General features: G+C 65.4%; 15 protein-coding genes. 9 read left to right on the forward strand and 6 right to left on the reverse strand.

The features are described 5' to 3' along the window. Nucleotides 1-4: 4 nt before the first annotated feature. A complete protein-coding gene (locus ABFD92_08230; GenBank protein ID MEN6504510.1) occupies nt 5-1,108 on the reverse strand; it encodes a lysylphosphatidylglycerol synthase transmembrane domain-containing protein in 1,104 nt (367 codons plus the stop codon). Between the two features lie 162 nt (nt 1,109-1,270). Between ABFD92_08230 and ABFD92_08235 the strand changes: the two genes are divergently transcribed. The 4 genes from ABFD92_08235 (at nt 1,271) to ABFD92_08250 (ending at nt 4,773) form a co-directional block, all read left to right on the forward strand. Next, on the forward strand, nt 1,271-2,140 hold the full coding sequence (locus ABFD92_08235; GenBank protein MEN6504511.1) for a serine/threonine-protein kinase: 870 nt from the start codon (nt 1,271-1,273) through the stop codon (nt 2,138-2,140). Between the two features lie 206 nt (nt 2,141-2,346). Next, nucleotides 2,347-3,189, forward strand: a complete 843-nt coding sequence (locus ABFD92_08240; protein ID MEN6504512.1) for a metallophosphoesterase — start codon at nt 2,347-2,349, stop codon at nt 3,187-3,189. 8 nt (nt 3,190-3,197) lie between these two features. Next, nucleotides 3,198-3,479: a YhbY family RNA-binding protein gene (locus ABFD92_08245; protein MEN6504513.1), complete on the forward strand. Its 282-nt coding sequence runs from the start codon at nt 3,198-3,200 to the stop codon at nt 3,477-3,479. Nucleotides 3,480-3,696: 217 nt separating this feature from the next. Next, nucleotides 3,697-4,773, forward strand: coding sequence for a hypothetical protein (locus tag ABFD92_08250; protein MEN6504514.1), 1,077 nt, complete (start codon nt 3,697-3,699; stop codon nt 4,771-4,773). 5 nt (nt 4,774-4,778) lie between these two features. On the opposite strand, the gene ABFD92_08255 is transcribed toward ABFD92_08250, so the two are convergent. Further along, nucleotides 4,779-5,804 carry a tetratricopeptide repeat protein gene (locus ABFD92_08255; protein ID MEN6504515.1) on the reverse strand — a complete coding sequence of 342 codons (1,026 nt, stop codon included), beginning with the start codon at nt 5,802-5,804 and terminating at the stop codon, nt 4,779-4,781. Next, nucleotides 5,805-6,620 carry an indole-3-glycerol phosphate synthase TrpC gene (trpC, locus tag ABFD92_08260; protein ID MEN6504516.1) on the reverse strand — a complete coding sequence of 272 codons (816 nt, stop codon included), beginning with the start codon at nt 6,618-6,620 and terminating at the stop codon, nt 5,805-5,807. Between the two features lie 133 nt (nt 6,621-6,753). On the opposite strand from trpC, the gene ABFD92_08265 reads away from it, so the two are divergent. Then, nucleotides 6,754-7,533 (forward strand): type II CAAX endopeptidase family protein, encoded by a 780-nt coding sequence (locus ABFD92_08265; GenBank protein ID MEN6504517.1) that lies wholly within the window; start codon nt 6,754-6,756, stop codon nt 7,531-7,533. 6 nt (nt 7,534-7,539) lie between these two features. Here the strand turns inward: ABFD92_08265 and ABFD92_08270 are convergent, their stop codons facing one another. Beyond that, entirely contained in the window at nt 7,540-7,959 is a 420-nt protein-coding gene (locus tag ABFD92_08270; GenBank protein ID MEN6504518.1) for a hypothetical protein, read from the reverse strand. A 382-nt stretch (nt 7,960-8,341) separates the two neighbouring features. On the opposite strand from ABFD92_08270, the gene ABFD92_08275 reads away from it, so the two are divergent. Further along, nucleotides 8,342-10,999, forward strand: coding sequence for a hypothetical protein (locus ABFD92_08275; protein MEN6504519.1), 2,658 nt, complete (start codon nt 8,342-8,344; stop codon nt 10,997-10,999). Nucleotides 11,000-11,165: 166 nt separating this feature from the next. Here the strand turns inward: ABFD92_08275 and pheS are convergent, their stop codons facing one another. Beyond that, nucleotides 11,166-12,164: a phenylalanine--tRNA ligase subunit alpha gene (pheS, locus tag ABFD92_08280; protein MEN6504520.1), complete on the reverse strand. Its 999-nt coding sequence runs from the start codon at nt 12,162-12,164 to the stop codon at nt 11,166-11,168. A gap of 107 nt (nt 12,165-12,271) precedes the next feature. Here pheS and ABFD92_08285 point away from each other — a divergent pair, with 107 nt between their 5' ends. Genes ABFD92_08285 through yidD form a run of 3 tightly spaced genes read left to right on the forward strand, consistent with a single transcriptional unit; the run spans nt 12,272 to nt 13,544 of the window. After that, nucleotides 12,272-12,832 (forward strand): OsmC family protein, encoded by a 561-nt coding sequence (locus tag ABFD92_08285; protein MEN6504521.1) that lies wholly within the window; start codon nt 12,272-12,274, stop codon nt 12,830-12,832. A gap of 56 nt (nt 12,833-12,888) precedes the next feature. Beyond that, nucleotides 12,889-13,269, forward strand: coding sequence for a ribonuclease P protein component (gene rnpA / locus ABFD92_08290; GenBank protein ID MEN6504522.1), 381 nt, complete (start codon nt 12,889-12,891; stop codon nt 13,267-13,269). Beyond that, complete coding sequence (gene yidD, locus ABFD92_08295) at nt 13,266-13,544, forward strand: membrane protein insertion efficiency factor YidD (GenBank protein MEN6504523.1); 279 nt, start codon at nt 13,266-13,268, stop codon at nt 13,542-13,544. Before rnpA ends, yidD begins: the two co-directional genes overlap by 4 nt. Before the next feature lie 29 nt (nt 13,545-13,573). On the opposite strand, the gene ABFD92_08300 is transcribed toward yidD, so the two are convergent. Then, on the reverse strand, nt 13,574-14,338 hold the full coding sequence (locus ABFD92_08300; protein MEN6504524.1) for a TIGR00730 family Rossman fold protein: 765 nt from the start codon (nt 14,336-14,338) through the stop codon (nt 13,574-13,576). Nucleotides 14,339-14,702 lie beyond the last annotated feature (364 nt).

Below are 14,702 nucleotides of genomic sequence, written 5' to 3' on the forward strand. Positions count from 1 at the left end.
ATCGTCAAGCCTGGGCGGGGGTGTCTTCCAGACCCAGTTCCGCCTCGATGGCGTCGGCCTTGGGCACCCTCGTGCCCTGGAGGGCGAAGAGGATTCCCGGCAGCGACCAGACGAGCTGCACCGCCCGCGTCATCAGCGCCAACGCCATCACCATGCGGTTATTGGCCAAAGCCAGCATCCGCCCGGCGACATCCGCTGCCGGTATCTTCTTGAGACTCTGTCCCAGGAACATCACGTACGCGTTTTCGATGATCCCGATCCCGCCGGGCGTCAGAGGCACCGCCCCCACCACGTACACCAGCGGCACATACAGGAAGTAGTCGTACCACGTCAGCCTGTGGATGTGCAGCGAAACGCCGATCACCCAGATCGACCCGATCCAGAACATCTGGGAAATGAACGTCACCACCGTGGCCCAGAAAACCCCCAGCAGGTGCCGGCCAAGACGCTGCGCCCCTTCACCGGCGGCTGCAAAGTGATGCGCGTAAGACAGGCGGCCGTAGATCTTCTCCAGGTGGAACAGCCTGCGGAAAGAACCGCTGAGGATGAACGCGCAGACGAACACCAGACCGCAGACCAGCACGATCACGACGACGATAGCGTCGTGGATGTCGCGCCATGCGCCAAGCCCGGCCCAGAGGTACGCCACGACCATAACGGCAGCCAGAACCACCATCGCTCCCAGGCCCAGCACGCGGTCGACGAACACCGATACGACGACCCGCGCCTTGTGGGAAGTATGCTTGGCCAGGTAGTACGCCTTGACCAGGTCGCCCCCGACAGAACCAGGAATCACGTTATTGAAGAACTGTCCCAGAAACGTCAGGCGGATCAGTTCGCCCAGGCCGACGCGAATCTCCTGTATGTTCAGCAGGATCTGGATGCGATACGCGCAGATGGTGGTCCCGATCACGTTGGCCAGCGCCCCCAGGCCCAGCAGCAGCCAGTCCGAACCCAGCACGTACTGCCAGATCTCGGCCAGCACGTCCAGCAACCCCTTGTCAGGCTCAGCGGGCGACTTCAAGCCCCGCAGCGCCCAGGCCATCAGCGCACAGGCAAGGACGCACTTGCCGGCGATCAGCAACATCTTGCGATTGGATTTCTTCATGAGGTCCCGGTGGCGCCAAGGGCTTGCACACAGAAATACAAGGATACCATTGCCTGTACGGCAATAACAACTGGCGGGCGATTTTCCACTCGCCGATGTATCGCAGGGCGGATAAAATGCCGATCTCTCTACAGAAGGTTTATCCCTCCCTGAATACGATTTATGGCGCCGTCCCAAACAGTCGATGTGCCCGGCTACCAGGTTCTGAACTGCCTGGGGCGCGGGGCTGGCAGCTCGATCTGGCAGATCCGCGACTGCCGGAGCGACGCTCTTTATGCGCTCAAGCGCGTGCTGCGGCGCCCGGACGTGCCCGGCGACCGCGTGCTCATGCTGGCGATAAACGAAGCCCACGTCGGAATGCAGATGGACCATCGCGTCATCCGCCACATCTACCAGGTGCGACGCATCCGCCAGTGGATGCGCCTGCAGGAAGTACAGTTGATCATGGAACTCTGCCAGGGACAGTCGCTCCAGGAACGCCTGCCCCGTTCGCTGCCTGAAACGGTGGCGGTTTTTTCTTCCGTCGCCTCCGGCCTGGCCCACATGCATGCACGCGGCTACGTCCACGCCGACATCAAGCCTAACAACATCCTGATGGCCGCCGACGGTACGGTCAAGGTCATCGACCTCGGTCAGAGCTGCCCCATCGGTACCGTCAAGGACCGCATCCAGGGCACGCCTGATTTCATCGCCCCCGAGCAGGTACACCGCCGCCCGCTGGACTCCCGGACCGACATCTTCAACTTCGGCGCCAGCCTCTACTGGACCCTCGCCGGACGCCCGATCTCCACCGCCATGCCGCCGCGCGGGTCCGTCACGTTGCGATCCGAGGCGGTCACCGTTCCCATCAGCCAGTACAGCCCCGGCGTTCCGGCGGCGCTGGACAAGCTCGTCGCCGAATGCATCGAGCTCTATCCCGACAACCGCCCATCGAGCATTCTGGAAGTCGCCTCGCGACTGAGCCTGATCGCCGCGTCGCTGGCGCCGCGCACCGCGTCCGAGCCTTCGCCCGACGACACCGTCTTCGACTAGCTCGGATGTTCACCGCGGAGGACGCAGAGGCCGCAGAGGTGTTATTAAGAAAACAAACCGTGCAGCAGATCATGGAGAACCTCCTCTTGGACAAACTGTTTTTCAGATCCCCGAAAGCTGCCCCGTTAGTTAGCTTTTGTTTTAGACTCTTTTCTTCTCCGCGATCTCTGCGTTCTCTGCGGTTAGCGCTGGATTAGGACCCCCCCGTGCCCAGCCCCGTCGCCGACATCTTTGCCGCCGTCGCCGCCGCCAATCGCGGCGACGCTCGGCGTCGCGGAAACGTCGTACACGTCGAAAGCGGCCGAACGCTCATCGTCGCCGGCGACATCCACGGCAACCGCGCCAATCTCGACCGCATTCTGCGCTACGCCGCCCTGCGAGACCAACCGCAGCGCGTGCTGGTGCTGCAGGAGCTCATTCACGGACCCGCCGACGAAAAGACCGGCTGCGACCGCAGCATCGAACTGCTGATGCGCGTCGCTCGCCTCCAGGTGGAGCTGCCCGGGCGCATCATCTGCCTGATGGGCAACCACGACCTGACGCAGGCCAGCGGCGCCGAGATCCTCAAGGACGGGCGCGGCGTCTGCCGCGAGTTTACGGCCGGCATCGCCGCGGCCTTCGGCGACGACGCCCCGAGCGTCACCGGGGCGGTCAACGACCTGCTGCTGTCGTGCCCGCTGGCCATTGCGACCCCCGGCGGCGTGATGATCAGCCATTCGCTGCCCACACCCGGCGCCGAGGCGGCCGCCGATGTGCTCGACCGCGACTTGACCGCGCAGGACTTCGCCCGCGGCGGCGCGGTCTACCAATGGCTCTGGGGGCGCCGCCAGAACCGCTCGCAGATCGACCAACTCGCCGCCAAACTGAACGTCAACTTCTTCGTCCTGGGACACCGCCACATGGAAGGCGGCTTCGAACTGTTCGATCCGCAAGCCGTCGCCCTCTCCAGCGACAGCCAGTTCGGCTGCGTGATGGAGTTTTCGTCGGATGAGATGCTGACAGCCGACGCCGCCCAGGAATGCCTCAAGCCGATCACTCTTCTGGGATAGGATACGCCGTGGATGAACTTTCGGGAAAACTCAAACGCCACCTGCGCAACCAAGGCCGCTCGCTTACATCGCTGGCGACCATCGGCAAGTCGGGCCTGACCGACGCGGTCGCGGCGAACCTGCGCGGGCTTCTGGACACGCACGAGCTGATCAAGGTGCGCCTGCCCGCCTTGCCGCCGGCAGAGCGGACCGAACTGGCCCGCCAGGCCGCCCAGGCCGCCGACGCCCACTGCATCGCCGTCGTCGGACACACCGTCCTGCTCTACAAGCCCCGTCAGGCCGACCCGTAGCACGGGCATCTTCCCCGCCTCAGCACACACCCATGGCGACCTGCCTGCCGGCAGGCAGGCCCGCTGAACAACGCGTGCCGCCATGCCCGGAACGCATCCGTCGTTGGCGATTGGATTTTCTCTTGCCAAGCGTTCGACCGGCAGTATCATGACCGTGTGCTAAACCGCTGATCGTTCACTCACCCAATTCGTTTCCGGGTCTGAAAGGAAGATTGCCATGGCAGCTTCGCGACAGATGTTCCGTATTTCCTGCGTCATGTTGGTCGGCCTCTTGTGTCTGAGCGTGACCGCCCCGGCATGGGGACAGTTCGGCGACGCGCTCAAGATCGCCGAGAAACTCCGCAAGGAGAAACAGGAAAGGGAACGCAAAGAAAAGGAAAAGAAGGAACAGGCCCAACCGGCCGACTCGGGCAGCAAGACCGACGCCCCGGCCGGCGCACGCCCCGCCTTAGGAGGCAAGATCGTGTTCTCGGCCTCGCCGATCGACCCGGCCAAGCCGGAGAATCTGGTCAGCGAGTTCAAGGCCGGCGATTCCATCTACGCCCTGGTGCAGACGGATAAGACGTGGCGCGACCTGCTGGGCAAGGGCAATGAAGACGTCAAGGAGATCCAGGTGCCGCTGGACATGATCATCGACGGCAAGACCGTCGATTTTCAGTACATCACCATCAAGAACGCCCAGGCCATTGACAGCAAGTTGCTGGTGCTGGAGATTGCGCCGGACCCGGCGAAGATGACGTCCTACAAGGACGAAGGATTCGCGTATGGCGAGGGTAAGGGCCGACGCAAAATCGGGCCCGACCAGTACACGTACAACCTTGGCAGACTCTCGCCGGGCAAGCACACCATCAAGTTCCAGGTTCGCAGCTACGGCGACATTTTCTCCGCCGGCGAGTTCACCATCGAAGGCGACGACTACAAGCCCTACGCCGCCCTGCGCGAGAAGATCCTGCAGGAGATGCTCAACGTCGGCGGCATGCCCAAGGCCCAGAAAACCGACGCGGCCATGGAAGCCCAGATGATGAAACTGCTGCTCAACGCCGGATGGAAGAATATCCGCCGCCTGGTCATCGTCGACAAGGATTGGTGGCTCGACCGCCACAGCGGCGGAAACTCGGCAATCATCGGCCGCCACATCGCCGCGGCCGTGGCCGCCAAAGATGCTGACGGCAGCTTCTTCTGGTCGAACGTGACCTTCCAGCAGAACCGCCTGATCGACGGCTCGTATGGCGTCCTGGAAATCTCGAACACCGGCGTCAAGCGACCCATCAAGGAAGAGAACATCAACAAATAAGCGGATCAGGTCCCCGGGGCCGACGCCGGGCCGAACCGCGCGGACTCGATGCTGCTCTTGAGCCGCTTTAGCGCCTCGTCGGCGGGCTGAAGCGCCACCGCCATGTCGATGTACTTCATCGCCTGGGCGTACCTGCCGGCGTCGTAGAAGCACCGTGCGGCCGCAGCGCTGGCCTGACCGGCCAGTTGTGCGAAATGGGTGGCCTCGGCGTAGGCTTCGCCGGCCTCCTGCTGGCGTTCCTGACGCTGGCGCACCTGGCCCATGAGCATCAGCAACTCGCCGCTGCGGCGGTGGCGCAGGGCCTGCGTCAGCGTTATCGCGCAGTCGTCGGTGCGTCCGGCGCCGAACTGGGCGGTGGCCAGCCGGATCGAGACCGCCGCGTCGTCGGGCGAAAGCGATGACGCCTGCGCGAGGTAATCGGCGGCCTTGGGGTAGTCCTTCTTTTCCAGCGCCAGTTCGCCCAGACCGGCCAGGGTGCGGCCGTCTTTGACGCCGCCGTCGTACGCCCGGGCGAGGTACCCCCCCGCCGCCTCGCGCTGCCCGGCGGCAAGGAGATGCTCGCCGAATCGCGCCCAGATTTCGGCCCCGGCGCCCGGTCCGCCGCCTTCGTCGGCGGCCTTGCGAAAATACTCCATCGCCTTGGCGGGCTCATTGGCTTTGAGCAGGATCTGCCCCCTGAGCCACAGCCCGCCGGCGTCGCGGGGCGCCCGAGCGAGCAGCTCATCGAGGATCTTGTCTGCCGCGGCGGTCTGGCCCAGGGCCAGTTGCGATTCGGCCAGCAGCGGCCGGACCTGCGTGTCGTCGGGATTGGCGCGGACGTACGCGATCATCAGGTCGCGGGCGCCGGCGTAGCCTCCGGGCCTCATGAGGCCCCGGGCCTTGCCCAGCACGTCGTCGGCGAGGTTGCCGGCGGGGGCGGATTTGACCGGCGTGGGGTCTTTGCCTCGGCCGACGTAGACCGCCAGCGCGCCGATGGCGGCGGCCATCGCTATCAGCACCCACGGCAGATATCGCGATCGCCGGGCGGGCATTCAGCGTTCCTCCCCGAGCAGGCGGGCGACGCCCCGGGCGATGTCGCCTTGTTCCATCAGGGCCTGGCCCACCAGCACTGCCCGGACGCCGGCGGCGGCCAACCGCTGCACGTCGGCGTAGGTTTTGATTCCCGACTCGCTGACGAGAACGGCCTCTTCGCCAGCCAGCCCCGCCAGGCGCATGGTGGTGTTGAGGTCGACCTCGAACGTGGCGAGGTTTCGGTTATTGATGCCCAAAAGGCCATAGGATTTGTGGGGAAAACCGACCATCGACCGCACAAGCATCATCTCGTCGGCGTCGTGAACTTCCACCAGCGTACACATACGCAGCTCGGTCGCCAAAATCATCAGGTCCAGCAGCATCGAGGCGTTCAGCGCCGCGACGATCAGCAGGATGGCGTCGGCCCCGGCGGCGCGGCTCTGATAGACCTGCCACGGATCGATGATGAAATCTTTGCGAAGCACCGGGATATCGACCGCGGCCCGCACGGCAGTGAGGTACTCCAGGCGTCCCTGAAAATATTGCTCGTCGGTCAGGACGCTCAGGGCGCTGGCGCCGGCGGCGGCGTACTGGCGCGCCGCGTCGACGGGGTCGAAGTCCTCGCGGATGACACCGGCCGAGGGCGAGGCTTTCTTGACTTCAGCGATGAGATTGACCGGCCCGCGTCCGGCGCGGGTGACGGCGGCGAAGAAGTTCCGCACCGGCGGGGCGGCGGCGGCAGCGGCCTGCAGCGACGCCAGGTCGGTCTGCCCGCGCAGCGCCTCGACCTCTTTATGCTTGGTTTGCAGGATGCGGTCTAATATAGTTTGCGGCACCGTTTGTCGCTCCGGGTCCTTTAGTCAACCTAACCGTATGGCGTGAATGATGTCAAACGCTTTATCACAAGTTACGACCACGGCGCCGGCTACTGCACCGGCCACGGCGCCGATCGTCCAAGTCCCGGGGTGGATGTACGCGCTGGTAGCGCTGGGCCTGTGCGTTCTGGTGGCCTGGACGATCGCGTGCCTGATCCGTCGGCGAAAGTTTCTGGAGGCGTCGGGGCCGGGGCGTCGCAGCCGCCTGACGGTCCTGCACGTCATGCTGCCGCTGCTGTGCGCGTTGCTTGTCGGTGGCCTGGCGGGGTTCCTCCTGCCTAAGGGGCTGCCGTACTCGCTGATCGCCGGCGCGGCTGGCAGCGTGGCGATGATCGCCGCCAGCCTGGTGGCGGGGTCGCATGGTATTCCGCTGGGTCTGGGCAGGGGCATGGGGCTCTCGGCGAGGCACTGGCTTTACGACACCGCCCGGGGCGTGCTGGGTTACTTGGCGGTCCTGCCGGTCTGCCTGGGGGTTCTGGAAGTCACGACGCGCATCATGATGCTCTGGGGCTTTAAGCCCGCCCCCCACCGCCTCCTGGAAATCCTGCGCCAGCCCGGCGCGCACTGGGGCAGCGTCGCGATGGCGATCATCCTGGCCGTGGTCCTCGCGCCACTGACCGAGGAGATCTTCTACCGCGGGCTCATCCAGACCGCCCTGCGCCGCCATCTGAAAGCCTGGCCGGCGATCATGCTGACGGCGGTGCTGTTTGCGGCGATGCATCTCGACATGCCCAACAGCGTCCCGGCGATGCTGGTCTTCGGCATGGCATTGGGATACCAATATGAGCGGACGGGCAGGCTCTGGGCGTCGATCGTTATGCACCTGCTCTTCAACGCCGTGTTCGTGACCGCCACGATGACCGCCGGCGTCTGAGGGTGATTACGGCCTTTGCTCTCGCGTGGCCGGCGCGGTCGCCGGGACAGCCGCGGGCGCCTTGTCGACAATCACCACGTCCCCGGCCAGAAACCCCAACCGCTGCCCCGCCGCGGCGGAAATCACCAGTGCCTGGCGCACCTGCCCCGCCACGACCAGTTCCTGCGTGCGCTCCAGGTCCGCCCGGGCGAAGGGCTGAACCGCGCCGGCCTGCTTGTGGACCATCTCGACCAGCATCTCGTTGACCGGAACGCCCGCGCCGGCGCCCATGGCGGCCATCGCCGCCACGCGACTCTCTGCCGCCAACCGCCCCTGCCGCTCGCGATACCACAGCACGCTCAGCAGCACGATGATCAGCACGAGCAGGCCGGCCGCTGCCAGCGTGAACAGGGAATCGCGATTCGACTGGCGTTCAGACTCGGTCATGGTCTTCTCCCAAAAAGCGCCACGCGCCGCATGGCTTGCGGTTGGTAGTCATACGCCAAAGCCCGCCGCAAGGCAAGGCCGCAACGCACCGGGTGCCATGGCGCCTGGGTGCGGTGCGCCGGGTGCCATGGCGGCCGTTTCACAGCCGCCATGTCCCCGACCGTTATTCGCCAGCACCTTTCGCAGCCGGGTGCCGTGGCGGGAGGGCTTCAGCCCGACAGCCACGACCACGCGCAGTCTGCGGCGATTCACTCCACCGAGTTCAGGGATCGTGGCTCTCCGGCCCTTCGGGCCTGCGCGCCACGGCACCCGGGCCCGCGTCACGACACCCGGCGCCTCGCCTGATGTTGCTTTTCGGCGGGGCCTTTCGTAGCATCGTCGCATGCCGACTGCATCCCTCCCTGAGCCTGGATCATCCGGCGCGTCGCCGTGGGCGCGGGCGCTACCCGCAGCGGCCATCGCCGCGCTGGTGCTGGCGGCCGCCTGCGGCGGACTGACGTTCGTGTGGGACCATGACACGCACTTTCACCTCGCCAGCGGCAAATGGATGCTCGATCACGGCAGCGTGCTGCGGACCGACCCCTTCAGCGTGCACGACCAGGACCATTGGCTGAACATCCAGTGGCTCTTCCAGGTTGTCATCGCCGCACTGCACGCCGTCGGCGGATGGGAGGCGCTGTCGGTTCTGAAGTCAGCTTTGGCGGCGGGCATGATGCTGGCGATGCTGCTGGCGCTGCGTAGGCACGTACCGATGTGGTGGCTGGCAATCGCGTGCGGCCTGGCGATGTACGTCGCGCTATCGCGCGTCCGCGTGCGCCCCGAGCCCTTCACCATGCTCTACCTGACGGTGATGGTGATCGCCCTGGAGGCGGTCCGGCGCGGCGCCTCGGCGCGGTGGCTGTGGCTGATGACGCCGGTCATGATCCTCTGGGTCAACATGCAGGGGCTGTTCATCCTGGGGCTGGGCGTGTTCTGGACGGCAATGGCGGGCGCCGCCGTTGAACGCTTTCTCCTCCACCGCCCCAGCGGCAACCTTGTCAGCCAGGAAAGCCTCGCCGCCGCTCTGGCGGCGACGGCAGGATGCCTCGTCAGCCCCTGGCCGGTAGAGGCCCTGACCCAGCCCTTCCTGCTCCTGACCCGAATCTCGGGCGAAAAGTTCATCTACACGTACTTCGTCAGCGAGTTGAGCCCGACATGGCAGGCGCCCCTGAGCCATCCGGCCGCCTTGGCGCTGCTGGGCCTGACGGTGCTGGCGATGCTCATCAACCGCCGACGGACGGCCGTGGCGCACTGGCTCTGGTTGGCGATGTTCGGCGCGCTGGCGGCGATGGCGATTCGCAACATCGGTCTGCTCTGGCCGGCGTGCGCATACCTGCTGGCCTGGCACGGCGGCGAGATTGTCCGCCGCATCGGAACGCGCCTGCGCCCCCCCGCCTGGACCGGCGCCGCGGCGGCGGGGCTTGTGATCCTGGGCGGATTGGCCGCGGCGGCGGGCTACACCACCGAATGGACCCTCCGCGCGACGAGCAGTTGGCAGCGGTTCGGCGCGGGACGGCAGGAGGAGAACTTTCCCATCGCCCAGGCGGAGTTTCTCAAAACCCTGCCCGCCAAGGGCGACATCCTCAGCATCAACTTCGGCGACGCCAGCGCGTTCATCTATCACGCATGGCCGCAACGGCTGATCTGGATGGACGGGCGACTCGAAGCCCATTCCCAGCAGCGATTCCTGCGATACCACGAACTGGCTTCCAACGACTTCGCCAGCGTCGCGGCGCTGGGCGCCAGCCGCCAACTACCGCCCAGCGTGCGGTTCTACTTCGTCGGGCAGGGCGACGGGTTGCGCCTGTCGATCTTCGCCCAGTCCGACCGCATGCGGCTGCTGTCGCTGAGCCCGGCTGGCGCCTGCTTCACCCGCACCGACTGGAACCTCGGCGGCGCGCTGCCACCGCCCAATTCCAACCTGCGCGAGGCGTTCGACCGCCCGATGACCGGCGACGGCAGCATCGAGGGCTGGCCGATGGCGCGGCGGCGGTGGTACCGCCAGAACCCCACGCCCATGATGTACCGCCTGGGGCAAATGCTGATGTGGCTGGGCCGCCAGCCCGATCGCACCACGCCGCTGCAGATTCCACCCCCGCCCAGCGACCTGCAGATCCACTGCAGCCTGCTGAGCGTGCGGTTCCTCTCCGCCGCCGTGATCGAGAACCTCCAGCGCCCCGCCATCACCGAGGGCATGCTGGCCCAGGCCCTGCAAGTGCGAGCCCTCTATGATCGCGTCGAACCCTCGGGGCTCATCCCCGCCGACATCAACGCCGCGCGCGGGCTCTACCTCTACAACCGTCTGCCGCTGGGGACGCTCTCCACCCACGACCTGAAGCAGTTCGGCCCCCAGCGTATCCGCGCCATGAGCGAAGCGCGGCAGTATGACGCAGCCGCCGCGGCGGTCGGCGACCTGCTGCGGTTCTTCCCGCCGCGCGAGCAGGTCACGCCGCCGGAATGGTACCTGACGCTGCGCAACTCGATGAACGACGCGCTGAACCGCTCCCGCGATCTGCTGGAAGAGAAGGAACGTCTCGGCGGAATGTCGCCCGGCCGCGCCGCGATGATCATGGCCTCGCCCCAGTACGGACTTATCGACCAAGCCATCGCCGCCGCCGAGGCCGCCCCACCCGGCGACGCCGACGCCGCACGCGCCGCCGGCGACCTCCACCTGAGAAAAGGCCAGACCGATCAGGCCCGCGCCGCCTATGAACGCGCCGCCAAGGCCATCGGCACGCACGCACCGCTGCGCCTGCGGATGATCCTCTGCGACTGGGTCGAAGGACGCCTCTGGAAAGCCCACCAGCAGTTGGACGCATTGACAGCCGGCGACGAACCCAACGAGGCCGAGTGCTACTATCACGCCACGCTGCTGGAGCAACTGGGCCTCTACGATCAGGCGCGGGCCGTGGCGCTGAAAGCCAACCCGCACGACCCGGCCGTGAGAGAGTACATCGAACGGCTGCTGGCGCGGATAACGGCCGTCAGAGCGTCGCTGTAATCACCACGTTCAAAAACTCACCACAGAGGCACAGAGATCACTGAGGTAAAAACAAGAACGGCCGGGTGGCATGGTTTCTTCCTCTGAGCCCTTTGTGCCTCTGTGGTAAGTTTTTCCCAAGGGTCCAGCCGCCACCGATTACTGATTACCGATTACTGATCACCAATCAGAATTGATGCAGAAATCGCACGTCGGATTCAAACAGCAGGCGGATGTCCGGAATGTTGTATTTGCGCAGGACCATTCGCTCGATGCCCAGGCCGAAGGCGTACCCGGTGTAACGCTCGTGGTCGTAGCCGACGGCTTCGAGGACATTGGGGTCTACCATGCCGCAACCGCCCAGTTCGATCCATCGCGTGGACCCGTCGTCGTACTCGAAGAGCAGGTCCACCTCCGCGGAGGGCTCGGTGAACGGAAAGAAGCTCGGGCGGAACCGCGTCTGGACGGTCGGGCCAAAGTACGCTTTGCAGAACTGGTCCAGGGCCGTCTTGAGGTCGGCCATCGTGACGCCTTCGTCGACGTAGAGCCCCTCGATCTGGTGGAACATGAACGAGTGCGTGGCGTCGACGGCGTCGGGGCGGTAGACGCGGCCGGGAGCGACGATGCGCACCGGCGGCTGGCGCGACTCCATCGTGCGGATCTGCACGGTGGAGGTCTGGCTGCGGAGCATCGTGTGGTCGTTGATGAAGAAATTATCCAGCGGGTCGCGCGCGGGGTGGCTGGGCGGAATGTTCAGGGCCTCGAAATTATGCCGCTCGTCCTCGACCTCCGGACCGTACGCGACCTCGAAGCCCATGCGGCCGAAGATGTCGCAGATATCCTCGATGGTCTGCGAGATGATGTGGCTGTGCCCGATGCGCGGCTGGCGGCCGGGCAGGGTCACGTCTTCGATCGCAGCGGTGCGGGCGGCCTGGGGCTTGCCCTTTCCCGCCAGCGCCGCATCGAAGGCGGTCTGCAGGGCGTTCTTGGTTTCGTTGGCGGCCTTGCCCGCGGCGGGCTTGACGTCGGCGGGGGCTTCCTTGAGCCGCTGCATGAGGGCCTTGAGCTGCCCTTTGGTTCCCAGGTACTTGATGCGCCATTCTTCCAGCGCGCGGGCGTCGGCGGCCGAGGCCAGCTCGGCCTGGGCCTGCTGCTGCAGGGTTGCGATGTCGTCAAGCAGTGACACGATTCACTCTCCTTGAGCGCCGGTCAGTCTATCAGGTCGTGCGGCGAGGGACAACAACCTCAGCGGCTTTTACGGCCGCGCTATAATTCCCGAAACGGGAGGATGCCATGGCAGCGCCACAACAGACTGGAACGATCAACGACATCGACACGCAGGTGGTTCAGGAGACGGTCGAGGCCATCAAGGACGACCCGGGCCTGGCCAAGGCGAGGTTCCATCTGACCAACGAGTGGACCGGCGGCACCCAGAACCGCTCGCGCATCACCGGGTTCCACGTCGCGCGGCAGGACATGGAACACAAGCAGCACTACGAGTTGAGCGCCGACGAGCCGCCGATGCTCGGCGGGCGCGACGAGGCGCCCAACCCCGTCGAGCACCTGCTCAACGCCCTTGCAGCATGCATGACCACCAGCATGGTCGCTCACGCGGCCGTCCGCGGAATCGAGATCGAGGAGGTCCAGGCCCACGTCGAGGGCGACATCGATCTGCGGGGGTTCCTCGGCCTGGCGCCGGAGGTCCTCAAAGGATTCTCGAACATCCGCGTGCAGTTCCGCGTCAAGGCCGACGTGCGAAACCTCGCCCGCCTGAAAGAGCTGGCGATGTATTCGCCGGTCTTCAACACCCTGACCAGCGGCGTGGATGTGGACGTCACGGTCGAACCGGCCTGAGCAACCGCGGCGGCGGAAAACTCACGTCTCGCCACGCGGGGCCCGGACCGGGTATCATGCGGACGATGGACCAGCGATTCGGCAGGCAATTTCGCGTCAAACGCGGGGCGGAGTTTTCGCGCGCCATTGAACAAGGCCGCCTGGTCTCTGACGCCCTGACTCGCCTGTACGCCTTGGCCAACGGGCGCCAGTACTCGCGCATCGGCGTGGCGGTCGGGTCGCGACACGGCGGGGCCGTGCGGCGAAACTACGTCAAGCGTCTCTGCCGCGAGGCCTTTCGCCTTTCGCGCGCCGACCTGCCTTTTGGGTGGGACTTCATCATCATGCCTCACGCACGCAAACGACCGACGCTGGTTGCCTTGCAGGCGTCGCTGATTAAACTGGCCGCCCAGGCTACCCGCTCGCAAGGCGACCCCGTGGAAGGGCCTGAGAAATGACCCTCGCCGATCTTTACCGCCGCGCGGACCGGGCCCTGGTCGAACTGCTCGTGGCAATCGTGCGCCTGTACCAGGTGACGCTGTCGCCCATCGTCGGCCGCAACTGCCGCTTCATGCCCTCGTGCAGCAACTACTTCATCGAGGCGGTTCGCGCCAAGGGCGCCCTGCGCGGAACGGCCAAGGGCCTCTGGCGGATCATGCGCTGCAACCCGCTGTGCAAGGGCGGGTACGACCCGGTGGATCGAGTCTCCGGTTCTGAAATCTCAGATCGGTAATTTGAGATGCCAGATCGGACAAAGCGGCTTTACCACTTCTCGCGGTGCTTGTGTCCGCCGTGTTGATAGGTGCGCGAGGGTTTGCCGGCCACGGTGCCTTCGCCGGTCGGGCGTTCGGGTCCGGTGATGGCGGGCTGGCGGGCCAGAGCGGTCTTCCAGGAGGCATCGATGATCGAGACGGCCTCGTCGAGATCGTCAGTCATGTGGAAGAGGTCCATGTCGGCCGGGTCGATCTTGGCAAAGTCGTGGTCGAGCATCGACGTGCTGAACCACTTGATCAGGCCTTTCCAGTACCGGCTGCCGATGAGGATGACGGGGAATTTCTCGGCTTTGCCGGTCTGGATCAGGGTCATGGAGTTGAAGAACTCGTGCAACGTCCCGAACCCGCCGGGGAAGCAGACGAAGGCGCTGGCGTATTTGACGAACATGACCAGCCGCGCGAAGAAGTATCGGAAGTCCTGGCTGATCGTGGCGTAGGGGTTGGCCTGCTGCTCGTGGGGCAGGGTGATATTGAGCCCGACGGAAGTTCCGCCGGCGTCGAAGGCGCCGCGGTTGGCGGCTTCCATGATGCCCGGACCGCCTCCGGTAATGATGGTGAACTTGAGCTCTGCCAGCATGTACGCCAGGCGGCGTGCGTCGGCGTAGTCTTTGTGTGAGCGGGGCGTGCGGGCCGAGCCGAAGATGCTGACGGCCTGGCCGAACTGGCTCATCATTTCGAAGCCTTCGACGAACTCGCTCATGATGCGGAAGACCCGCCACGGGTCGCCCTGGATGAAATCGCGGTCGATGATCATTTCGCTACTCCAGCGTTGGAACATCCAGTATATCGGCACGATCAGGCCTGGGGGAAAAACTTACCACAGAGGCACAGAGGCAGGATGAGGAAGAAACAACAAAAACCGACGACGAGGACGAGGACGAAACAGATGCAGTTTGCGACTGTTAGCGGCGGGGCTTGCCCCGCGCGTTCCGAGCAAGTCGAAGATCCGCCGTGGCGGGCTCAACCGCTAACGAAATGGAAAGTGGTCGAGCGTTATCGTCCTCGTCGTCGTCCTCGTCGTCGTCCTCGTCCTCGTCGCCGGTTTCTTCCGGTCTTTGCCCGGCTTTGACAAACGCCCGCCCGGGCGGTTAAATGGGAGCAACGAAAGGCCAGATGTG

This window comes from Planctomycetaceae bacterium (assembly GCA_039680605.1).
Classification (GTDB): domain Bacteria; phylum Planctomycetota; class Phycisphaerae; order SM23-33; family SM23-33; genus JAJFUU01.

Coding starts and splice junctions, on each gene's coding strand:
- ABFD92_08235 (MEN6504511.1), top strand. CDS start 1,271: ATGGCGCCGTCCCAAACAGTCGATGTGCCCGGCTACCAGGTTCTGAAC.
- ABFD92_08285 (MEN6504521.1), top strand. CDS start 12,272: ATGGCAGCGCCACAACAGACTGGAACGATCAACGACATCGACACGCAG.
- ABFD92_08255 (MEN6504515.1), bottom strand. CDS start 5,804: ATGCCCGCCCGGCGATCGCGATATCTGCCGTGGGTGCTGATAGCGATG.
- ABFD92_08230 (MEN6504510.1), bottom strand. CDS start 1,108: ATGAAGAAATCCAATCGCAAGATGTTGCTGATCGCCGGCAAGTGCGTC.
- ABFD92_08300 (MEN6504524.1), bottom strand. CDS start 14,338: ATGATCATCGACCGCGATTTCATCCAGGGCGACCCGTGGCGGGTCTTC.
- ABFD92_08275 (MEN6504519.1), top strand. CDS start 8,342: ATGCCGACTGCATCCCTCCCTGAGCCTGGATCATCCGGCGCGTCGCCG.
- yidD (MEN6504523.1), top strand. CDS start 13,266: ATGACCCTCGCCGATCTTTACCGCCGCGCGGACCGGGCCCTGGTCGAA.
- ABFD92_08265 (MEN6504517.1), top strand. CDS start 6,754: ATGTACGCGCTGGTAGCGCTGGGCCTGTGCGTTCTGGTGGCCTGGACG.
- ABFD92_08250 (MEN6504514.1), top strand. CDS start 3,697: ATGGCAGCTTCGCGACAGATGTTCCGTATTTCCTGCGTCATGTTGGTC.
- ABFD92_08270 (MEN6504518.1), bottom strand. CDS start 7,959: ATGACCGAGTCTGAACGCCAGTCGAATCGCGATTCCCTGTTCACGCTG.
- rnpA (MEN6504522.1), top strand. CDS start 12,889: ATGCGGACGATGGACCAGCGATTCGGCAGGCAATTTCGCGTCAAACGC.